This window comes from Pedobacter terrae, assembly GCF_900100705.1.
GTDB lineage: Bacteria > Bacteroidota > Bacteroidia > Sphingobacteriales > Sphingobacteriaceae > Pedobacter > Pedobacter terrae.
In genome coordinates this window covers 290,410-313,548 of the sequence record NZ_FNCH01000003.1, presented here as the reverse complement: position 1 = coordinate 313,548, position 23,139 = coordinate 290,410, and the positions used below count along the sequence as shown (strand labels likewise).

Annotated in this window: 18 protein-coding genes; 11 read left to right on the top strand and 7 right to left on the bottom strand. The window is 38.2% G+C overall.

Translation table 11 applies throughout. The features are described from left to right. Positions 1–66: 66 nt before the first annotated feature. Positions 67–1,449, bottom strand: a complete 1,383-nt coding sequence (locus tag BLR60_RS06200) for a M57 family metalloprotease (protein WP_090497891.1) — start codon at positions 1,447–1,449, stop codon at positions 67–69. Positions 1,450–1,700: 251 nt separating this feature from the next. Between BLR60_RS06200 and BLR60_RS06195 the strand changes: the two genes are divergently transcribed. From BLR60_RS06195 to BLR60_RS06185, 3 genes are all read left to right on the top strand, one after another. Further along, positions 1,701–2,471 carry a class I SAM-dependent methyltransferase gene (locus BLR60_RS06195; RefSeq protein ID WP_244155600.1) on the top strand — a complete coding sequence of 257 codons (771 nt, stop codon included), beginning with the start codon at positions 1,701–1,703 and terminating at the stop codon, positions 2,469–2,471. A gap of 191 nt (positions 2,472–2,662) precedes the next feature. Beyond that, positions 2,663–3,580, top strand: coding sequence for a glycosyltransferase family protein (locus BLR60_RS06190; protein WP_090497890.1), 918 nt, complete (start codon positions 2,663–2,665; stop codon positions 3,578–3,580). 126 nt (positions 3,581–3,706) lie between these two features. Then, on the top strand, positions 3,707–4,162 hold the full coding sequence (locus tag BLR60_RS06185) for a ferritin-like domain-containing protein (protein WP_090497888.1): 456 nt from the start codon (positions 3,707–3,709) through the stop codon (positions 4,160–4,162). A 218-nt stretch (positions 4,163–4,380) separates the two neighbouring features. On the opposite strand, the gene cphA is transcribed toward BLR60_RS06185, so the two are convergent. Then, positions 4,381–6,996 (bottom strand): cyanophycin synthetase, encoded by a 2,616-nt coding sequence (gene cphA / locus BLR60_RS06180; RefSeq protein ID WP_090497885.1) that lies wholly within the window; start codon positions 6,994–6,996, stop codon positions 4,381–4,383. Between the two features lie 295 nt (positions 6,997–7,291). Here cphA and BLR60_RS06175 point away from each other — a divergent pair, with 295 nt between their 5' ends. The 4 genes from BLR60_RS06175 to BLR60_RS06160 all read left to right on the top strand — a co-directional run bounded on the left by BLR60_RS06175 (position 7,292) and on the right by BLR60_RS06160 (position 12,247). Further along, entirely contained in the window at positions 7,292–8,167 is an 876-nt protein-coding gene (locus BLR60_RS06175; RefSeq protein ID WP_090497882.1) for a cyanophycinase, read from the top strand. 98 nt (positions 8,168–8,265) lie between these two features. After that, complete coding sequence (locus BLR60_RS06170) at positions 8,266–9,108, top strand: isoaspartyl peptidase/L-asparaginase (protein ID WP_090497880.1); 843 nt, start codon at positions 8,266–8,268, stop codon at positions 9,106–9,108. 29 nt (positions 9,109–9,137) lie between these two features. Beyond that, entirely contained in the window at positions 9,138–9,827 is a 690-nt protein-coding gene (locus tag BLR60_RS06165) for a tetratricopeptide repeat protein (RefSeq protein WP_090497878.1), read from the top strand. Positions 9,828–10,096: 269 nt separating this feature from the next. After that, the gene (locus tag BLR60_RS06160) at positions 10,097–12,247 is read left to right on the top strand and encodes a carboxy terminal-processing peptidase (protein ID WP_244155599.1); all 2,151 of its coding nucleotides are present in this window, start codon (positions 10,097–10,099) and stop codon (positions 12,245–12,247) included. Positions 12,248–12,502: 255 nt separating this feature from the next. On the opposite strand, the gene BLR60_RS06155 is transcribed toward BLR60_RS06160, so the two are convergent. Beyond that, positions 12,503–13,441 (bottom strand): SPFH domain-containing protein, encoded by a 939-nt coding sequence (locus BLR60_RS06155; RefSeq protein WP_090497873.1) that lies wholly within the window; start codon positions 13,439–13,441, stop codon positions 12,503–12,505. A 161-nt stretch (positions 13,442–13,602) separates the two neighbouring features. Here BLR60_RS06155 and BLR60_RS06150 point away from each other — a divergent pair, with 161 nt between their 5' ends. Further along, positions 13,603–15,645 (top strand): M13 family metallopeptidase, encoded by a 2,043-nt coding sequence (locus BLR60_RS06150; RefSeq protein WP_090497869.1) that lies wholly within the window; start codon positions 13,603–13,605, stop codon positions 15,643–15,645. Between the two features lie 96 nt (positions 15,646–15,741). Here BLR60_RS06150 and BLR60_RS06145 read toward each other — a convergent pair whose 3' ends face one another. Continuing rightward, entirely contained in the window at positions 15,742–17,151 is a 1,410-nt protein-coding gene (locus BLR60_RS06145; RefSeq protein WP_208600582.1) for a discoidin domain-containing protein, read from the bottom strand. A gap of 360 nt (positions 17,152–17,511) precedes the next feature. Here BLR60_RS06145 and BLR60_RS06140 point away from each other — a divergent pair, with 360 nt between their 5' ends. Further along, on the top strand, positions 17,512–17,697 hold the full coding sequence (locus tag BLR60_RS06140) for a hypothetical protein (RefSeq protein ID WP_090497867.1): 186 nt from the start codon (positions 17,512–17,514) through the stop codon (positions 17,695–17,697). 69 nt (positions 17,698–17,766) lie between these two features. Here the strand turns inward: BLR60_RS06140 and BLR60_RS06135 are convergent, their stop codons facing one another. The 3 genes from BLR60_RS06135 to BLR60_RS06125 all read right to left on the bottom strand — a co-directional run bounded on the left by BLR60_RS06135 (position 17,767) and on the right by BLR60_RS06125 (position 19,931). After that, the gene (locus BLR60_RS06135; protein WP_090497865.1) at positions 17,767–17,949 is read right to left on the bottom strand and encodes a hypothetical protein; all 183 of its coding nucleotides are present in this window, start codon (positions 17,947–17,949) and stop codon (positions 17,767–17,769) included. A 128-nt stretch (positions 17,950–18,077) separates the two neighbouring features. Next, the gene (locus BLR60_RS06130; RefSeq protein WP_090497863.1) at positions 18,078–19,175 is read right to left on the bottom strand and encodes a CapA family protein; all 1,098 of its coding nucleotides are present in this window, start codon (positions 19,173–19,175) and stop codon (positions 18,078–18,080) included. A gap of 198 nt (positions 19,176–19,373) precedes the next feature. Further along, positions 19,374–19,931: a C40 family peptidase gene (locus BLR60_RS06125; protein ID WP_090497861.1), complete on the bottom strand. Its 558-nt coding sequence runs from the start codon at positions 19,929–19,931 to the stop codon at positions 19,374–19,376. A 496-nt stretch (positions 19,932–20,427) separates the two neighbouring features. Here BLR60_RS06125 and pdhA point away from each other — a divergent pair, with 496 nt between their 5' ends. Further along, positions 20,428–21,423 (top strand): pyruvate dehydrogenase (acetyl-transferring) E1 component subunit alpha, encoded by a 996-nt coding sequence (pdhA, locus tag BLR60_RS06120; protein WP_090497859.1) that lies wholly within the window; start codon positions 20,428–20,430, stop codon positions 21,421–21,423. Positions 21,424–21,453: 30 nt separating this feature from the next. Then, positions 21,454–23,130 carry a pyruvate dehydrogenase complex dihydrolipoamide acetyltransferase gene (locus BLR60_RS06115; RefSeq protein ID WP_090497857.1) on the top strand — a complete coding sequence of 559 codons (1,677 nt, stop codon included), beginning with the start codon at positions 21,454–21,456 and terminating at the stop codon, positions 23,128–23,130. Positions 23,131–23,139 lie beyond the last annotated feature (9 nt).

Sequence of the window (23,139 nt, the reverse complement as noted above, 5' to 3'; positions counted from 1 at the left end):
CGAAACATTTCCCCTGAGAATATCTTCACAGGGGAAATGTAACTGAAAGACTATTTTTAAAGGCAATTAATTCATAGGTTTTAAAGGAATATAATCATCTAAGTTGGATGCACCGTTTCCAACTGACATCTTATTGTCTGAAAACCACACATAAAACTTACCTGATGAAGCTGCTATACCCACATCCATAATATTGTTATATGTTTCAGAAGGTGAAATAACATAAGTTTGCAAACCTGCATAAGCTCCTAAATCAGTGGAATTACCTTCAGAAAAAGTTCCATCTCTATAAAAAGCATAGCAATGATCATTAGATTTCAAAATAGCAATGCCAGCTATATCTGCAGGAACTTTACCAGCAGGCAATACATAATTTTTTGGCAAAATATAATCGCCAAAGTTGCCTATACCTTGTCCTACTGACATGGTTCCATCTTTATACCAAACATATCCGCGACCTGCATTTGATATTGCCATATCGATTACATTACTATAACTTTTTCCTGATGGCAAATAATATTGCTGGGTAGGACCATTTATCGATGTAGAATTGCCTTTTGTAACTAAGCCAGACAAGCCCCAGAAATACACACCATCATCCGTACCTATATCAATACCGGCCATGGTTGCCAGTGTACCCGAAGGATTAGTTGATACAACAGGATATAATGATGCGATGGCTTGTTTATCCATATTAGACAGATAAGCTGCACCAGAACCACATTGTCCGCCATTCATTAACGAACCAGGGTCGGTACCTCCAACGTTCGGAACATCAATTGCACTTGCAGGAGTACCAATATCATCAGTACCATTTTGAGGCTCACCACTTGCCTGCCAGTTTGTATGCCTAAAACCTACACAATGGCCTATCTCGTGTGTAATTGTACGTTGTCTTTGATCAAAGCTATTTCCTGATATATAAGTTTTGTTAATTTTAATTAACCCGCCTGCATTTCCGTTTATAGGAAAACGAGCTACTCCACAATAACCATTGCCTAAATTCTCATCTTTAATCAAGATATCATAACCACCGCTGTAAACAATATTAAAATGAATGTTTGCATTTGGAACATTATTCCATTGATTAACCGCTGAATTAATTTCTGACATCATACTTGACATCGAGGCATCTACTAAAATCCTAATGTTGGTTCTGTTTGTAGTACTCACCAAACTTCCAGTATAATACTGTTCTGTTTTTGGTCCGGTACTTGAAGGAATCTGCATATCTTTAGAAAACAAGATATCTTCTTCTACAATATAATCGTTACCAATGTCTTTAATTGATGAAGCTGGAAAGCCCAGGCTTTTGATATAATTAAAAACAGCGTCTTTTTTATTTACCTCTGGCTGGCTGACACTTTCACCGTTCTTTTTACAGCCCAGGGAATAAATGGAGATGGCCGCAATCATAAGCAAGCCCTTGATGGTTTGTTTAGTTTTCATAAATGAAGCTTAATTTAAATCGTTTTGGTTTTTAAAGTTTGTGATGTTTTGTTTACATAGTTTTTTAATTCTGAAAATCCGATCGGAACTGATATCGATATACCGAATATATGGAATATATTTAATAATACATATTAAATTTTCACTACAGTAGGTTTTATAACACAAAGCTTGTCAACTATATCGATATAAAATTTCGTCTGGCTAGTTTATTCAAATTATATAATTCACAAGCGTTATATTTGTACTAAATGGCACAAATGTTAACTGAAGAAGTAAAAACAGCATACGATAATTTTTATACCAACAGCGATGTGGCATGGAGAATGCTCGGCGCAAAATATAAGGCCCAGAACATTATTGAGGTGTGCAAAGGGCTAAAACCTAAAAAAGTACTTGAGGTTGGCGCGGGTGATGGCAGTATTTTACATTTTTTAAATGATTGGCATTTTGCGCCAGAACTTTATGCTTTGGAAATTGCACAAAGTGGTGTCGATCTGATAAAAAATCGTAATCTGTTCAGTTTAAAAGAAGTACAAACTTTTGATGGCTACAAAATCCCTTACGGGGACAATACATTTGACCTGGTTATCCTTGCCCATGTTTTAGAGCATGTAGAGCATGAAAGATTACTGATCAGGGAGTTGAAACGCATCGCTAAATATATTGTAGTAGAGGTACCAAAAGATTATCGTTTTGATGTGGATAAACGCATGCAACATTTTTTGGATTACGGGCACATTAACATGTACACCCCCACTACGCTTAGGTTTTTACTGCAAAGCGAAGGACTGGAAATTTTAGCAGATAAAATTTCGATGACGGCACCTGAAACGGTTAAATTTAATGAATTCATTAATAGAAAAGCAACAAAAACATTTTCTAAAAACCTAAAAATAGAGTTAGAATACAGGATAAAGAAAACCTTAGGTAATTTATTTGGAAGGAAAAAACAGGAACAATTTGCCAATGCCTATACCGTACTAACCAAAAAATCAGATCATAACCTGCATATATTTTAAGTGGTAAAAAGTATGCTGTAGTGGCCATCATTTTGAGCGAAGTGAAACGGAGCCGGGAACCACGGAGTACTAGCGCAGCTAAATCTACCGACAGATCTCTCCCGCCTGTCCGCACAGGCGGGCATTCCACTGCGTTTCAGTCGAATGACGAGCACTTTAATTGAAAATCGATAATTGAAATAAAATAAAAAATGCAAAACCTTGCCCCAATAGCACTTTTCGTATACAACCGTCCGCAGCACACAGCGCGTACCTTACAATTTCTGCAACAAAATGAGTTGGCCGCAAAAAGTCATTTGTATATTTTTTCTGATGGCGCTAAAACTGATCTGGATAGAGAAAAAGTTGCTGAAGTGAGAAAAATCATTAAAAAAGCAGATGGCTTTAAGTCAGTTAAAGTAATGGAAAGTAAGGTTAATGCAGGCTTAGCCAATGCAGTAATTGCAGGGGTCACCCAATTAATAGCAGAGTACGATCAGGTAATTGTATTTGAAGATGATCTCATTACCTCTCCGCATACCTTAGCCTATTTCAATAGTGCGTTGAACCACTATCGCGAAGAGGAAAAAGTAATGCATATTGGAGCTTATATGTATCCTTTAAAAGCAGATAACCTTCCTCAATCATTTTTCTACAGGGCAGCCACAAGTTGGGGTTGGGCCACCTGGGGCAGGGCATGGAAAAATTTCGAACCAAACATTGACGTTCTTCTTAAACAGTTTGATAAAAAGAAAAGGACTGCATTTTCCATTGATCATAAAATGAATTTCTGGAAACAGATGCAGGAATTTAAAAAAGGAAAAAATAATAGCTGGGCCATAAGATGGTATGCTTCTATCTTTTTAAAAGGAGGTCTTACACTTAACCCGTCTCAATCACTCGTTAACAACATTGGCCACGATGGCACAGGCGTACACTCCGGAATCAACGATATCTATAACGTGGTGATCAACCCTAAACAAATTGTTGAATTTCCAACTGTAATAGCCGAAAATCCTATTGCATACGAAGCCATCAAAAGCTTTCTGATTAAGCGAAAAGGCAATATGGTAACAAGGGTTAGGCGTTTTGTAAATGAAAAGCTGACACAATATTTTTCAAAAAAATAATGACGGTATCATTGCCTGACCTAAATGACCATTATAGCTTAGCGTTGTAGGCAATTAAAAAAATAACAAACCTTTTTTAATTGCTCATGTTGCTTTTATAACATCAAAACTATAAAAATAAAGAACATGAAAACGACAACAGAAACAGCAGAAGTATTAAATGACTTAATTCAAATTAACAATGACCGTATAGAAGGTTATGAAAAAGCCCGTCAGGAATTAAAAGATGAAGATGCCGATTTGAAGACGTTATTTTTAAATATGATAAGCGAAAGTCAAAAATACAAAATGGCTTTGGCAACTGAAGTATCGGCCTTTGGCGAAGATATCGAAACTGGAACTACCAATTCAGGCAAAATATACAGGGCATGGATGGATGTTAAAGCACTTTTTACCGGCCACGATCGTAAAACAGTTTTAAACAATTGTGAGTTTGGTGAGGATGCTGCACAAAATGCATATAAAATGGCTCTTGAAGAGGAAGATATTCCTTCTAATGTCAGAGAATTGATTTCAGAGCAAAAGGCCTCTTTAAGAGTGTCGCATGATGAAATCAAAAGATTACGTGATGCCCAGGCTTAATTAGCCATACACAGATAATAAAAAAAACCTCCTTTGATCATAATCAGGGGAGGTTTTTTTTAACCACATCGTCATGCTGAATTTGTTTTATTAGCAGTTTCTATTGTTTTAAAGGCCTAATACTACTCTGTGGTCAGCAACTAATGATATGGGCCCTGAAATAAATCCTATAGCTATCAGATCAGGGTGATGATCAACGGCAGGAAAAACGATATTGGCTAGGATTCCAATTCCTTATCCAAATGTTCTGTAACACGCTGAATGGTATTATCAATCGTATTACTTAAAATGGTTAAGTAAGAACCTTTTTTAGCAGTTTCAATCGCGATCTGTAAACAAGCTGTACTTTTATTGTTTACAATAATTTCTTTATCAGGGTCAACTTCTTTTATCCCTTTAATCAGCAAATCAACCAATTCTTGCTGTTGTCTGCCGCGGAGATATTTCTCCTGACAAATGTAGATCTTATCAAACATCTGTGCAGAAATACGGGCCGTTTCCAAAATATCCTCGTCTCTTCTATCTCCTGTTGCCGAAATAATTCCAACCTGCTCGGTAGCCTCAACGCCCTGCAAGAAACCTTTTACACCATTAAATCCATCAGGATTATGCGCAAAATCAACCAGTACTTTAAAATCTTTGAACCTGAAAATATTCATCCTTCCAGGCGTATGCGCTGCAGAAGGGATAAAGGTTTCTAATGATAAACGGATATCTTCAGGTTTATAACCCCATAAATAGGCTGCTAACGTCGCCGCCAGTACATTCTGAATCATAAAGTTTACAGAACCACCAAAGGTTAAAGGAATGTGGGTGGCTTTATCTACCCTTAATTTCCAATCGCCGGTTTTAATGGTGATGAACCCATTTTCATAAATGGCAGCAATTCCGCCTTTTCTACAATGCTCTTTTACTACAGGATTATTCTCATCCATACTGAAATAAGCAACATTGCAACGTGCATCTTTAGCAATGCGAACACAATAACCGTTGTCGGCATTTAGCACAGCCCAACCTTTGCGGCGCACCGCACCAATTACCACAGCTTTAACCCGGGTTAAATCGTCAAGATTATGAATGTCAGAAAGCCCCAGGTGATCTTCCTGGATATTGGTAACCACACCGATATCGCAGGCATTAAATCCTAAGCCTGCCCTTAAAATTCCGCCACGGGCTGTTTCCAAAACGGCAAACTCTACTGTCGGGTCTTTTAAAATAAATTCGGCACTTACCGGTCCGGTAGTATCGCCTTTCATTAACATCGTATTGTGCACATACACCCCATCACTAGTAGTAAAACCTACACGTTTACCATTACTACGGATAATGTGTGCAATTAGACGGGTCGTGGTCGTTTTTCCATTGGTTCCCGTAACTGCAATAATCGGGATCTGTGACAATTTTCCCTGCGGATAAAGCATATCGATTACAGGTGCCGCAACGTTACGTGGCAATCCTTCGCTCGGTGCCAGGTGCATCCTGAAACCAGGAGCAGCATTAACTTCCAATACCACACCGCCATTTTCAGTTAACGGTTGGGTAAGATTCTGTGCCATGATATCGATACCGCAGATATCCAATCCGATTACCCTCGAAATCCTTTCGCAGATGAAAATATTCTGTGGGTGAACAATGTCTGTAACATCAATGGATGTTCCTCCCGTACTTAAATTGGCGGTAGATTTTAAATAAACCACCTCTCCTTTTTCCGGAATGGTTTCTAAGGTATATTCTTTTTTGGCTAATAAATCCAACGTATCACGATCAACAGCTATTTCCGTTAACACGTTCTCATGACCATAACCACGACGCGGATCTTCATTTTCCTGATCAATTAATTCCTGGATGGTATGGATCCCGTTTCCTTTTACATGCGCCGGATCGCGTTGTGCTGCAGCAACCACTTTATGATCAATGACCAGCACACGAAAATCAAATCCGGTAATGTATTTTTCAATAATTACCCTTCGAGAATACGTTTTGGCATATTCAAAAGCTGCTACAGCATCTTCCATTGTTTTTATATTAATGGTCGCCCCTTTACCGTGGTTGCCATCAAGCGGTTTAAAAACTAAGGGAAATCCAACCTTTTTAACGGAAGCTTCGAGGTCTTCAGGATTAGAAATGGTTACGCCTGCGGCTACCGGAATGGCAGCTTCGGTAAGCAAACGCTTCGTTTCTTCCTTATTACTGGCCAGATCTACAGCAATACTACTTGTTTTTTCGGTCATGGTGGCCCTAAAACGAACCTGATTTTTACCATAACCCAACTGCACCAATGAACTTTTATTTAATCTTATCCATGGAATGCTTCTTTTTACCGCTTCCTCTACAATCGAACCTGTACTAGGGCCTAAGGCTTCCAGTTCACGTATCTCTTTCATTCTGCGGATATCGTGTTCTAAATCGTACTCTTCATTGTTGATCAATGCTTCGGCAATTCTAACTGCTGCTTCGGCCGAGTAAACCCCAACCTTTTCCTCCAGGTAGCTAAAAACCACATTATAAATACCTTCGGTTTTGGTCATACGTGTTCTGCCAAAGCCAGTTTCCATACCGGCAAGTGTCTGAATTTCGAGTGCAATGTGTTCAATTACGTGCCCCATCCAGGTTCCTTCTTTCACACGGGTAAAAAATCCACCTTCAACACCTTTTGAGCAACGATGGGTAAACATGCTGGGCAACAGTTTCTCCATCCTTTCGCTAAATCCGTCTATTACATTGGTGGGTTTTTGCTCCAAATCTTCTAAATCCAATCGCATCTGGATCAATTTCTTGCGGCTAATAGACCATATGTTTGGTCCTCTTAATACTTGTATATTTAATATCTTCATGTAATGTTTTGTTCTTTTTTATGCTAAAGAGAGATTTAGCAATCGCTCTTTTTACTCAATTTTAAGAATGAAATTGATGACTGTAAATTATGCATTTATTTTGAAAATAGACGTTTCATTTAGCTAAATCAATTTTAAGGTGTATTTGTTTTATTTTCAAGTACAATCCTGTCAATTTTAGGCTATAATATTTCAACTTTTGTTAATAAATTGAATATTCTTTACAAAAAAAGTCGTGTTTTTTATCTTAAGCCTATATATTTGGGTTTTTTGATACAATTATAATACACACAGAATGGTTCCGAAAGGTAAACTCATCATCATTGGTGGCGCAATAAATACAGGTAGCTTCGCAGAAACGCAATTTGGACTGCCTGAAAATATGAATTTTTTCGAGCGTGGAATTTTAAAACGGATTACTACGGAATCATTAAGGGACACCCAATCCCGTTTCGAGATCATTACGACAGCATCATTAATGCCTGAAAAAGTTGGTGAAGAATATATCAAGGCTTATGCACAATTAGATGTGCATAATGTTGGTGTACTTAATATTACCAACCGGGAAGAAGCCAATTCTGATGAAAATTATGAGCGGATCAAGGCTGCAGAAGTGATTATCTTTACCGGTGGTGATCAGCTCCGCCTTTCTTCAATATTCGGTGGCACAAAAACCCATCAGATTCTATTAGACAAATATAGAAATGAACCCGTGGTCATTGCAGGTACTTCGGCCGGAGCAGCTGCAAGCTCCAAAAACATGATTTATCAGGGAAGCAGTAAAGATGCTTTACTTAAAGGAGAGGTTAAAATTACAGGAGGATTAGGCTTTATAGATGATGTTATTGTAGATACACATTTTGTTCAACGCGGCAGAATTGGTCGCTTGTTGTATGCCGCGGCCAGTAATCCTGGTATTTTAGGGATCGGACTTGGCGAAGACACCGGTCTTTTTATTGCTGATGGACATAAAATGGAAGCCATTGGCTCTGGAATGGTCATTTTAGTAGATGGCCGCACCATGGCCGATACCAATTTAACCGATGTAGAAATGGGGCAGCCTGTTTCTATTAAAAACATGGTGGTACATGTGATGTGCGATGGAGACGTTTACGATTTAACAGACCATAGCCTGGTGATCCATCATCCAAAGGTTGTTCCTATAGCCTAGTTTAGTTTACATTAGGCAGTTTGTGGTTTTCAGTTTACGTAAATTCACATCTCACTACCTGATATTCGAATCCCAATGCTAACATCGATACTAAAAAAATGAAACTAATCATACATGGCGGTTTCTTCAGCGAATCGTCTACCAACCAGGAAACGAAAAAAGCTAAACAAGATGCTTTAGCTTCAATTGTTACGCTCGGACATGAATATCTAAAAACACATACTGCTTTAGAAACCGTTGTTTATACAGTTGCATTGTTGGAAGATAACGATCTATTTAACGCGGGTATTGGTTCGCAGATCCAAAGCGATGGAAAAGTAAGGTTAAGTGCCGCCTTAATGGATGGCAAAACCGAGAAATTTAGCGGTGTAATTAATGTAGAAGATGTTAAAAACCCTGTAGAGATTGCACAGAAACTGCTCACATCCGATGACCGGGTGCTTAGTGGAGCGGGTGCCCAGCAATTTGCCAGAACAAATGGTTTTGAATATTTTGATCCGATTACAGCACAGCGCCAATCAGAATACGAAGCTAAATTAAACCAAAAGAACAATAAAGGAACAGTAGGCTGTGTAGCACTTGATGCAGATGGAAATTTAGCTGCAGCAACATCAACCGGCGGAAAAGGATTTGAAATTCCTTGCCGGGTAAGCGACTCTGCAACCGTAGCAGGCAACTATGCCAATCAACATGCCGGTATTTCCTGTACCGGAGTAGGTGAAGATATTGTAAGCGGTGCCCTGGCTGCAAAAATTGTGACCCGCGTTACCGATGGTTTTTCTTTAAAAGAAGCAACGGATAAATCTTTTGCAGAACTTAAAGCCTTTGATGGCTTTGCAGGTGTTGTAGGTATTACTGCAACAGGTGAAGTTTACCATTGCGACTCGCACCCTTACATGGTTTGGGCATCTTTTGATGTTAATTTACAGGTATTTAGCTGAAATTAGATTTAAAGTATTATTTTTGTTGCATGACCAAAATTGTATTGGCTTTAATTGGCCTTTTTGCATCATTACAACTACAAGCTCAAAATCTAGATAAATCTGAGATCCAGGAACCTAATGGTAATGCGATCAGTATAGCGGTATCTAAATTTGAGTTGGAAGATGGGAATTCTTTTTTTGAGGAAGCAGAAGATTTCGAGCGGAAAGGCGATTACAACGAAGCCCTCACCTTATTTGGCAAGGCAGCTTTTGAATATAACTCCGTAAAAAACTTCAATAGGTACGGACTGGCCGTTATCAAAATGAGCAATATGCACTATCAACTTGGCCGTTTCGCCGATGCGGAGCAAATCCTCTTAAATGTGGCACTAAAAAATTATTCTAAAACCGGGAACAGGGCAGGAATAATGAACACTTACAGCCTTTTGGGCAAAGTTTATCTGGCCAATACCAAGTATACACAGTCCATGTGGTTCTACACCCAGCAAGGTATCCTGGCAAAACAGTTAAAAAGCAATAACGCTTACATCGAATCTATTCTAGGCATTGTTCAGGTTAAAATTAAAAAGAAAGATTTTACGCTTGCACTGAGAGATCTTAAATCGGCCGAATGGCTGGCAAACTCCATCAAAACCAGTCAGTATAAAACACAGATTAAAGATGCCAGAGAGACAATTGCCAACAAAACCACCGGTAAAAAGGTAAACCCAAGCTAACCAGGCAACACATTTTTCTGTAAATTTTTCTTCCATTTTGTTTATAATTAGCTGTAAGGGGTTGTAACTAAACAAATTTCTGTTTTGGGTAAAACAAAAAATTATACTCAACGTTCTACATGAGAAATTGTTAAATAAAAAGCTTTTAGTTAGATTTGATAAAATATAACAAGAGACGGTAATAATGCTGTCTCTTTTTTGTTTTTTTGCTAAAATGGTATCATATTGGCTATATAGAATTGGAAATGGATTTTAAATCATTTAAAGAAATGTTAAAGAGAATATTTTTTGTAATTTTTACTGCAGCAGTGCTTGCTTGTCAGGCTGCACCTAAAACTCAGCCCATGGTGGAGGGGATTACCAATGTGAAACCTGATGAGCAACAGCAACTCGTTATAAAAGAGATTGTAAATTTGATTGAGAGTTATAATTACAAAAAAATTCAAATCAACGATTCCATTTCATCTATTGTTTTAGATAAGTATATCAAATCTTTAGATCCAGGCAAAAATTACTTTCTGGCATCAGATATCAAGGAATTTGACAAATACAGATCTACCTTAGATGATGATTTCAAAAACGGCGATCTGAGCGGTCCATTTTTCATTTACAACGTTTACGCTAAAAGACTTAACGAATATTTCAATTATTCTCTGGCGCAGATTAAAACAAAATTTGATTTTAACCAAAACGATACTTATGTATACGATAGGGAAAAACAGCCATGGGCAACTTCTTTAACAGCATTAAATGATAACTGGAAAAAACGTGTTAAATACGAATTAATCAACCTAAATTTAGCTGGTACTGCCGAAGCAAAGAATGTAGAAACACTAACCAAACGCTATAAAAACCTACAGTCGCAAACGTCAAAAACCAATAACCAGGATGTTTTCCAAATTTTGATGGATGCTTTTACCGAATCCATTGATCCGCATACCAATTATTTTAACCCAACCAATGCGGCAGCATTCAATGAAGATATGTCCCGCTCTTTCGAAGGTATTGGTGCCCGTTTACAATTAGAAAATGAAGTTGTTAAAATTTCAGAAATCATTGCTGGCGGACCTGCTTTTAAAGGTAAACAGTTGAGCGCTGGAGATAGAATCATTGCTGTGGCACAAGGCGACGGGGAGTTTGTGGATGTTGTAGGATGGAGGTTAGACAACACCGTTTCAAAAATCAAAGGCCCGAAAGGAACCAAGGTTCGTTTAAAAGTAATTCCTGCAGGTAAAGAAATGTCATCGAAACCAGTAATTATAGAATTGGTTCGTGACAGAATTGTTTTGGAAGAAACAAGTGCAAAAAAGAAAGTTAAAACCATTAACAGTAATGGTAAAGATTATAAAATCGGAATTATTACCTTACCAGCATTTTATGCAGATTTTAAAGCCGCAAATGCAGGTGATAAAAATTACAAAAGTACTACCCGAGATGTTAAAAAATTAATTGACTCCTTAAAAACCTACGATAAGGTAAATGCAATTGTAATGGATTTACGTGGAAACGGTGGAGGATCATTGGTTGAAGCCATATCATTAACCGGATTGTTTATCGATAAAGGACCTGTTGTACAGGTAAAAGATTTACGTGGAAAAATCGAAGTAGACCAGGATGAAAACAGTGGTGTGGCCTGGGATGGTCCATTTGGTGTAATGGTAGATCGCCTAAGCGCATCGGCATCAGAAATATTTGCAGGCGCTATACAAGATTATGGACGTGGGATTATTATGGGTAGCCAAACCTATGGCAAAGGTACTGTTCAATCTTCAATCGATTTAAATAAGCTGGTAAACCCAAATATGCTGCAAAGGTTAGCAGGATTGATCTCAAAAGATAAAACTGTAGGAACTTCTCCCAGCAGTGCCAACCCTGCTGATATTAATTTAGGCCAGATCAATTTAACCATGGCAAAATTTTACCGTGTAGCAGGTAGCAGCACACAACACAAAGGCGTAACTCCTGATGTTGTTTTCCCTTCTGTTTACCCAATGGATAAAATTGGAGAAGATACAGAACCATCTGCTTTGCCTTGGGATGTTATTCCTAGTTCGAACTTTAAAGCAGTTGCAAATTTAACTGCTGTTAAGGCACAATTGATTAAAAATAGCGAGCAACGTATTGCAAACTCCCTGGATTTTAAATACCTGAAACAAGATATTGCAGACCTTAAAAAACGTGATAGCGAAGTTTCTGTAACTTTAAACGAGGCAAAACTTAAAGCTGAACGCGATGCGCAGGAAGCTAAAACACTAGCCAGACAAAACGAATTAAGGGCGTTAAGAGGATTGCCTGCACTTAAAAAGGGAGATAAAGTAACTAAACAAGATGCATTCGATTTTATTGAAGATGAATCGCTAAGGGTAATGGGCGATTTTATGCAGCAATCTGGTAGTTATGTAATGAACTTAGGTATATAGTGCAGAAGAATTAACAAATATCTCTAAAAGGAAAGGCCGCTTTAGCAATGCTAAAGCGGCCTTTTTGTTGAATTCAGAGCTGTCAACTTTCTCGCAAAGTGGTTATTAAAGTCGACAACTCGTGTCGGGCATTACTATAAAATACAATGTCTTTAACTGTTAGATGGTAACATCTAACAGCACCATTATTGAATTTCAGAGTTGTCAACTTCCCAGCAAAGTGCTTATTAAAGTTGACAACCTATATGGCCGGGCTTATTTCTTTCCGATAGGCTCGTTTTGTTTACTCATCTGCATGGCCATCATTTCTTTCATGGTTTTATTCATGCCCTCGGTGCTTCCATCCAAAAAGATAACGTTGCCATCCCCATTCTCAGCAAAGTGTTTGATGGATTCTGTCCACATCGTAAATAAAATCACTGAAATATCCAAATTGGCTTGTTCCATTTCCTGAGCAGCTTTACTCATACCATGGGCAACTTCTGCACGGAACAACGCAATACCTTGTCCGCGTAATTGTGCAGCTTCACGCTCTGCTGTAGCCGCAATTTTAATTGCATTACCATCTGCTTCTGCAGCCTTAGTTTTGGTAATCAATAAAGCCTGTCCTTCATTTTCAGCAGCTGCCTTTAAATTGTTAGAGGCTACCACACGACTCATTGAGCGCATAATTTCTTCATCAAAAGTAATATCGTTTAACTGAAGATCCTGAAGATGGTAACCCCATCCATCCAATACCTGATCAATCTGCTCCTTAACATGAAGCACAATTTCATTTCGCTGGGCCAATACATTCGCCTGCTTTTGGGTAGCCACATACGCACGGATAGATCCTTCGATGGTCCTGATCAATGCCTGCATCAGATTGCTCGCATCAACAAATTTAAATGCTACATTTTTGATGGTTTCTTCATCCTGGTTAATTACAGAATAAAGCAGCATGGCCTTGAAGTATACATTGGCCTGATCTTGCGTTACTGCCTGAAAAGAAAGTTCAACTGAGCGGTTTTGAATCGATATCCGTGAATAAATTTGTTCTATCAGAGGGATTTTAAAATTTAAACCTGGTCTTAAAAGCCTTTGGTATTTACCAAAAACGGTAACTACGGCAATGGTGCCCTGTTTAACGGTTACGAATGAACTTAGCAGTAAAATAACTCCTATTACTACTAAAATGTAAACGGTGTATTGCATAATTAGATTTTTTTTATGAAGGTATAAAAATTCATACAAACTACATCAGGCATTTTGTAGCTTTATGTTTCCTAACTAACTTATATAAATAAAATCATCATGATTTTCCAAACCGCGCAGTGGATTGAAAATCTGATTACTTAAAAACAAATTTTACGCAGATGAAAATTAAATTATTTCTCCTAGCCGCAGGCATTTTGCTATTTGCAGCATGTCAGAATAAAAGCCATCAGGAAACTGATATCGTTAATAAACGTACCGATTTTTTTGATAAGGCCGGCATGGATACGACTGTTAAACCTGGTGATAACTTTTTCCTGTATGCCAACGGAAAATGGATGAAAAATACCCAAATTCCCAAAACGGAAACAGGTTGGGGCTCTTTTTATACATTATATAATGATAACCTGAAGAATCTGAAAAGTATTCTTGAAAACGCTTCAAAAGCTCAGGCAGCTAAAGGAAGCGCGGAACAGAAAGTTGGCGATTTTTATACCAGCGGAATGGATACCCTTACTATCGAAAAGTTGGGCATCGAACCCATAAAACCACTTTTAAGTAAAATAGATAGGATTAAAAATGATCAGGATTTAATCAATTTTATTGCCGAGGGCTATAAAAATGGTGAAGGCGATTTATTAGGATTTGGTGTTGAACCAGATGATAAATTAAGCTCCAAAAATGCACTGTCATTTACGCAAGCCGGCATTACCTTACCAGATCGCAGTTATTATGTAGACCAGGATGATAAAGCCAAAAAAATCAGAGCTGAGTACATTAAATACATTACAAAAATTTTTACCCTCTCAGGCGATTCTGCAAATGCAGCTAAATACGCTAATGATATTTTAAAACTGGAGACAGCAATTGCACAATCCCATTCAACGCCTGTTCAACTGCGCGATCCACAGAAAAACTATCACAAAATGACGGTGGCTGATTTTCAAAAACAGACCCCAAACATAGAGTGGAAATCCGTGCTAAACAAATTGGGTGCAAGTACGGATACTGTTATTGTTAGGCAGCCAAAATATTACCAAACCTTATCATCGCTTTTAAAAAGCCAGCCTATAGAAATCTGGAAAGAGAAATTAAAATTTGATGCCCTGAATGAATCAGCCAATGCTTTTACCAAAAAATTCAGAGATGCCAGATTTGACTTTTTCTCTAAAACACTCTTTGGTCAACAAGCACCAACCGAAAGATGGAAAGCCATTGTAAATGCTACCGATCGTAATTTAGGCGAGCTTTTAGGTCAGTTATATGCCGAAAAGTATTTCAAACCAGAGGCTAAAGAGCGCATGTTAACTTTGGTAAACAACTTACAGAAAGTATATGCAGAAAGAATCCAGAAAGTAGATTGGATGACACCTGATACCAAAAAGAAAGCTTTGGAAAAACTAAATGCCTTTATCAAAAAAATCGGGTATCCTGATAAATGGAAAAAATATGATGATGTAGCGGTTTCGAAAAACACTTATTATGCAAATCTTCAATCTGCGAGTAAACATGCCTACAAAGAAATGATGGATAAACTCGGCAAAAATGTAGATAAAACAGAATGGGGAATGACGCCACCAACCGTTAATGCCTATTACAATCCGTCTTTCAACGAAATTGTTTTCCCGGCTGGGATTTTACAGTTTCCTTTCTTTGATTTTAGTGCAGATGATGCCATTAACTATGGCGCAATCGGTGCAGTAATTGGTCACGAAATGACACACGGTTTCGACGACCAGGGCCGCCAATATGATGCAATGGGCAATTTAAAAGAATGGTGGACAAAAGCCGATGCTGATCAATTTAAAGCAAAAGCCGGTAAAGTAGAAGCATTTTACAATAACTTTTCCCTTTTGGATAATCAGCATGTAAACGGCTCATTAACATTGGGCGAAAACCTTGCCGATATTGGCGGATTGAACATAGCATATGATGCTTTTAAATTAACTGAACAAGGAAAAGGTGATAAAAAGATTGATGGTTTTACACCCGATCAACGCTTCTTTTTAAGCTTTGCACAAGTATGGAGAATCAAAACCCGCGACGAGAGTATGCGCGTAAGGTTAAAGACAGATCCGCATAGTCCAGAGATGTTCCGTGTGAACGGGCCTGTGTATAACATGGAAGCATTTTATAAAGCATTTAACATTCCTGCAACTGCAAAAATGTATGTTGCGCCGGCAAACAGGTTAGGTGTTTGGTAAAATTTAAAGCATAATTTAAAAGATACGTTTGCAAATTATGATCCCGGAATTGATCAACTCGTAAATTCCGGGATCAGCTTTATTTTGCAGTTGATATTATTGCAACAACCTCCACTCACTTAATTGCAAATCTACGCTCCCGTTATTAGCAGTAATAAAGAGCTTATAATATTTGTATGCGGTAGTGTTTGAAATCAACATTTTTTTTGTTTGCCTTCTTAAGTCAAAAGTTTCGTTACTTCGGATATCGAGTTGAGTATAATTCGTACCATCGTTAGATCCCATAAGTTTCCAGCTTTTCGGATCGCGATCCGGTGCATCGTTCCCTGCAGTAATAGTATATCCTTTTACTACCTGACTGCCGGGAAAAGTGAGTTGTGCCCAAAAAGTGTTAGGGTAAGCTCCCAAAAAGAACTTGGTATTATAATAACTATCAGAAAGTTTAGCAGAACCTTCAGCTGCAGCAGCACCGCCGGCATTTTCGTTACTCACACTCACAACTGCCTGGCTGCTTATATCTTTCAGGTATGTTACACCGGGAAAGGCAGTTTTTGCCGCATTCAACTGTGACACCCAATCATTGCCCTGCTCATCCAGGTTACCAAAAGCGCTTAAGGCAAGTGGCTTTAAATCCATCCCTGTTGCGCCGCTCCAAAAGTGGATAAACTCGCCATAATTCATTGATCTTGAAAAGCGCTGTACATTGGTTTGCCCATTATTTACGGTTTGTTTAGGAAAATACTGTGCCAGCAGGCTGAAATACTTATTTAGCGAAGAAGCATCTCCCTGTTGCGAGTAGATAGGGAAAAACCAGTCTCGAAACCAATACGTTTGCGCACGTGGATAGCTTTCCGATCCATTGGCAACCAAATTATACCAACGTTGCACATCAGCCGAACGGTTAAGACCAATGTAAACATCATAAATGTAAATTTCCATCCATTTACTATCGTGCCAGATACCAAAGGCAGGCGAATTAAGTACATTGCGCGAAGCACCTTCTACAATATGACCCACCTCATGTGTGGTAAGATCCAGATCGTTCCCTGTCCCGCTGAGCCAGGCACTTGTGCTCGAGGATCCCACATCGATTACATTTCGGTAATCGTGGCTGGCATCCATGTAAGTGCTGGGATGCCCCCCGCTATATTTTCCAGTATGAAAAATGGCCCATAAGCGAGAGTCTGTACCAAACGACCCATATTTACTTTTGGTGTAATTCCAAACCTGGGCTAAATACGTATTGGGCCAGGTAACCGTACTGCTTACATCATTATCGTGGTAAACTACAATGCTCGTATCGTGGTAAAACCGTTGCAATACCTGCACATGGTCAAACCAATGTTCTTGCCAGGTAAGCGGAGGATCGGCAAGCAGGGTGTTGTTTACATTTGCCACGGCATTTTTTGTCATTGCAGGTTGAGATTCTTCCAGTCCTTTTTTGGAACAAGAGAGTAAAGCGGCAAAAATGAGCATGCCCAAGAGGATAATCCGTTTGTTTTTCATCTGTTTAGATTGTTTTAATGTTAGAAGGGATCTCTTAAAGTGGTTAGTAAGATCACAATCTATTTCATTGGGGTTAATATTTAGGTTGAGCTGATTCCTTAAATTAAGTAATTGTGTTTCCCCTGCTGTTCTCTACTCACAAAATGATAAATGAAATATATCTGGTTTCACTAAAACGTTTTAGGAAAAAATGAAAAATTAATCCACCTGTTTTCAGGTGGATGATACCTAAAGTTAGACTTTCGAATTATAAAGTCAATATTGTAATTTAAATATTACAATTTAACAAAATAGAAGCAACTCCGTAAAATTTCATCAAACAAAAAGTTTGAATTCCGTGTTTGATGTTAAAAACAGATCATGAACGTAAAACGAACCTTCGGAACGATATTAACCATTTTAGGAATTATTGGCCTAATTTATGCCGGATATGGCTTTGTTAACCACAGTCAAAACAACAGGGGATTGCTGGTTTATGGAATAATCGGATTAATTTTCTTTGTGTCCGGGATAGGTCTGGTAAAAAATACAAAGGATGAAAGCTAGGTCAAGCTTTCATTCTGAATATTGACACACCAAAATTTAATTTAGCGTTAGCATACAGCGGCAGTGACATCACCGTTTCTTTTTCTGTTTAATAATCTGATACTGGCTAAAGGCAACCAAGCAACCCGCCAGGATAATAATCCCTGCCGATAATAGGTTTTTAGGATTTTGATTGATGTAGTAGGCTGCTGCAAGCACTAAAATTGCAGCAGCAATGCCTATAATATAATGCAGTATTAATCCTTTTTTCATCCGTATATTATTGTTTTTAAAGGTGATGAAGCGATCAGATTTTTTTCATACCACTATGTGTTTGAAAAATCATGATGGTTTCATAAGGCAAATATTCTGAAATAATTTGAAATTGATGTCGCAGAAGATTAATCTTTTAAACTGATTCTGTTATCCGCAAATTTTAACTGGTGACCAATAAAATCAAGATCCGTCAGTTCTTTAATCCGTTTAAAGGCCTTGTAGTTATCATCAAGAGTTAAGCGGTTAATTTTATCTTGTTTAATGGATACCACATCGGCATATAGAAAATCGCCTTTTGCATTTACTTTTAGCTGAAGTAAGGGCGCTATACCGTTATTGCCTTTTAAACTGAACATCCCATAGGTACAAAAATTACCCAAACTGTAAGCAATGAATTTATTTTTATAAACTTCAACGGCCCGGGTAACATGAGGGCCATGTCCCAGTACCACATCTGCACCAGCATCAATAACCGCATGTGCAAAGACATAAACATTACCCCGGTTTTCTTTATAAAAAATCTCGTTCTTGCGTGGAACGTGTTCAAATCTTGCACCTTCACCACCACCATGAAAAGAAACAATTACAATATCAGCCATTTTTTTTAAACGGCTAACCAAAGCTTTTGCACTATCAATCTTATTAATCGATACCGTATTCTCGTTTGGAGCAAAAGCGCAGAAGGCATACTTAACGCTGTCTTTTTCAAAAACTTCAAAAGGTTTGTTTACCTGTCCGGCATAATGAATCTGCAGCGAATCTAAAATCCTGGCAGTGTTTTTCCTTCCTCTGGTATCAAAATCACCAACATGGTTATTGGCAATACTCAACACATTAAATCCCGCTTCTTTATATATCCCGGCATAGCGCTCTGGCATTCTAAAGGCATAACAATTGTTGGGATTAATGCCATTGCATTTGTTCGAATTGCCCGAGTTCAGAAAGCAGCCCTCCAAGTTGCCAAAAACGATATCTCCTTTTAATAAACCATCAACCGCCTGGAAACTGTTTACCGCATCATCAGGAGGAAGGTTCGTTTTAGCAGGAAAGGCAGAGCCGAGCATAATATCGCCTACGGCAGTAATAGATATGGTATCTTTAATTTTCCTGATTAAGGTATCCTGCCTGGCCACAGGTATTGTAACCTGTGCATTATTGCTTGTGCAACTAATCAGGATTATAACAACGAAGGGTAAGATTAGGATGGTGTTGATGAGCTTCATGAGGTATGTTTTGGAGGCTATTTTATTGATCGCTTTTATCGCAAAAAGATCCTGAAATAAATTCAGGATGACGATACTTAAAGGAAATGAATGTTTTTAAAACGATGATTAAACAAAAAATCCTCCGAAATTTCTTTAGGAGGATTCTATATTTTATTTAATTAACCGTTAACTGAAAATTGTCAACTGCTAACTGAATTATTCTACTGTAAATTCTTTCTTAAACGATTCTAAAACGCGGCCACCTTTGTAAAAGTAACGGCTGTAATAAGGTTCGTTAAGGTTGCTGATGACCACACCACGTGAGCTTGATGCATGTGCAAATCTGTTATCGCCCAGGTAAATACCTACATGCGAAATGCTTCTGCTTTTGATTTTGAAGAAAACCAAATCGCCTTCTTTTAAATCTTCTTTTGATAATGGATCTACCATGCTGAAAATATCACGCGAATTTCTTCTGATGGTGGTGTTGAAAACTTTATCGTAAATAGCTTTAGTGAAAGCCGAACAATCGATCCCTCTTTTGGTATTTCCACCATAACTATATGGCGTTCCGATCCATTCGTAAATAAACTTGTATAGTTTTAAATTTGAGGTTGCATCTACCGCTACACCCATTACCTGCGAAAAATACTGTGATGCAAGGTTATCGGGGTCATTTAATTCTTTACCAGATTCTTTTGTTTTTGTTTGCGCAAATGCGGCTGAGAGCGTACAGATAGCAATTAGAGTAGAAAACAAAAATCTTTTAATCATGTTATACAGTTATGTTTGGGTATTCACTTACACATTAACGTACACCACATGGGCTTATTGTTGGTTGTCAAAAGTATCAATTATACAAATGTTATCCAAATGTAATCTTAGAAAAAATGAAAGTTATTAACATTTTTATTTTTTATCCACCAATTATGCTTAAAATTTTAGGGGAAAAATATTGCTTTTACTAAAAAATGTTTCCTTCAAATTCACGGTTAATCATAAAAAATCCCATATTTTTAAATTATGGATATCGGCACATATACAGAATTAAATTTCAGAATAAATTGATTCCATATTATGATAAAGGGTGTTAATTTAATTATAAAAAATCGGTGTTAAATGAACATGATTAACAATGGTTTATATTTAATTGTAAAACAACTGTTAAATCTGATTATAACCCCACTACTATGATGTTTTTACACTGAAGAGTGCCAAAAATTACAATAAAAAAATTAGATTTGCTGTCGCAAAAAACAAATACCCTAAAATGAGTGCAGTAGAAATAAATAAAGATACCTGGTTAAAGTGGTTTGAGTCGATGTTGCTTATGCGCAAATTCGAAGAAAAAACTGGCCAGTTATACGGACAACAAAAAATACGTGGCTTTTGTCATTTATACATTGGACAAGAAGCTGTAGTTGCAGGCGCTATATCTGCAATGCAAAAAGGTGATTCAATGATTACAACATACCGTGATCATGCTCATGCCTTAGCTTTAGGAGTTAGTGCTGATAGTATTATGGCCGAAATGTACGGTAAAGCTACAGGTTGCTCTAAAGGTAAAGGTGGTTCAATGCACATGTTCAGTAAAGAACATAACTTCTACGGTGGACATGCAATTGTTGGCGGTCAGATTCCATTAGGTGCTGGCGTTGCTTTTGCTGAAAAATATAAAGGTACTGACAATGTAAACATTTGTTATATGGGCGATGGTGCGGTGCGCCAGGGTGCGTTAAACGAAACTTTTAACATGGCCATGCTTTGGAAATTGCCTGTTATCTTCGTTTGCGAAAACAATGGTTACGCCATGGGTACTTCAGTACAACGTACCACAAACATGACCGATATTTATAAAATTGGTTTAGGTTTCGATATGCCTTGTGCACCAGTTGACGGTATGGATCCGGTTGCTGTACACAATGCTATGGATGAAGCTATACAACGTGCACGTAAAGGTGAAGGGCCAACTTTCTTAGAAATGAGAACTTACCGCTATCGTGGTCACTCGATGTCAGATCCGGCAAAATACCGTACCAAAGAAGAATTAGAAGATTATAAAGCAAAAGATCCTGTTGAATTAGCAAGAGAAACTATTCTAAAAGAAAAGTATGCTGATCAGGCCTGGATTGAAGAAGTTGAAGCTAAAGTAAAAGGAATTGTGGATCAGGCAGTAAAATTTGCTGAAGAATCACCTTGGCCTGATGCGTCTGAATTATACAAAGACGTATATATGCAACAGGACTATCCTTACGTAATGGACTAATATTAATAAGATTTCAATTAATTAGATATAATGGCTGATGTAATTAAAATGCCCAAAATGAGCGACACCATGACCGAAGGGGTTTTGGCGAAGTGGCATAAAAAAGTGGGCGATAAAGTGAAAAGCGGCGATGTTTTGGCAGAAGTAGAAACTGACAAAGCAACAATGGATATGGAATCTTATTGGGATGGCACACTTTTATACGTAGGTGTAGAAGAAGGAGCAGCTGTTCCGGTTGATGCGATCATGGCCGTTATTGGTAAAGAAGGCGAAGATTATAAAGCAGCATTAGAAGCAGAAAAGTCAGGAAGTCAGGAATCGGCAGGTCCGGAGACTGAAAGCAAAGACGAGGCTCCAAAAGCTGAAGATAAAAAAGAAGAAACTGCACCTGCACAAGGTGGTGGTTTAAGCGAAGAAGAATTAGCAGAAAAAGGTGTTACGGTGATCCGGATGCCTTTGTTAAGCGATACCATGACTGAAGGCGTAATTGCTGAATGGCATAAAAAAGTTGGTGATAAAGTAAAAGATGATGATGTTCTTGCTGACGTAGAAACCGATAAGGCAACTATGGAAGTTATGGGTTATGCAACCGGAACTTTATTACACATCGGAGTAGAAAAAGGTGCCGCGGCAAAAGTAAATGGAATTATTGCTATTGTTGGTCCGGAAGGAACCGATGTAAGTGGAATTTTGGCAGGTGGTTCAGCTCCAGCTCCTAAAGCTGAAAGCGAAGCCCCGAAAGAAGAAAAACAAGCTGCAACTGCTGATTCAGGTTCATCTGCTCCTGTTGCAGAAAGTTCTTCAGATAGCCGTGTTAAAGCATCTCCTCTAGCTAAGAAAATTGCTAAAGATAAAGGGATCGATTTAGCACAGGTAGCGGGTAGTGCAGAAGGTGGCCGTATCATTAAAAAAGATATCGAAAACTTTAAACCAAGTGCAGCGCCTGCAAAAGCAGAATCTGCATCAGCTCCCGCTGCTGAGAAAGCTGCTGCACCAGCACCAGTTATTCCTCAATTTGTGGGTGAAGTTAAATTTACGGAACAGCCGGTTTCGCAAATGCGTAAAGTAATTGCAAAACGTTTGGCAGAAAGTTTATTTACAGCCCCACATTTCTATTTAACCATTAGCATTGATATGGACAACGCAATGGCTGCACGTACAGCTATTAACGCGGTTGCTCCTGTTAAGGTTTCTTTCAACGATATCGTAATTAAAGCGGTTGCCGTTGCCTTGAAAAAACACCCGGCTGTTAACTCATCATGGGGTGGCGATAAAATCAGATTTAACGAACATACTAACATTGGTGTAGCCATGGCAGTTGAAGATGGTTTATTGGTACCGGTTGTACGTTTCGCTGATGGAAAATCTTTATCACACATCTCTGCAGAAGTAAAAGATTTTGGTGCTAAAGCAAAAGCTAAAAAATTACAACCGGCAGATTGGGAAGGTTCTACTTTCACCGTATCTAACTTAGGGATGTTTGGTATTGATGAGTTTACTTCTATTATCAACTCTCCTGATGGTGCAATTTTATCGGTAGGTGCTATTCAACAAGTGCCTGTGGTTAAAAATGGTGCTGTTGTTCCTGGCAATGTAATGAAACTAACTTTAGGTTGCGATCACCGTGTGGTTGATGGTGCAACCGGAGCACAATTCTTACAAACCTTAAAAGGTTTATTAGAAGAGCCAATCAGGTTATTAGCATAATCAGCTAGC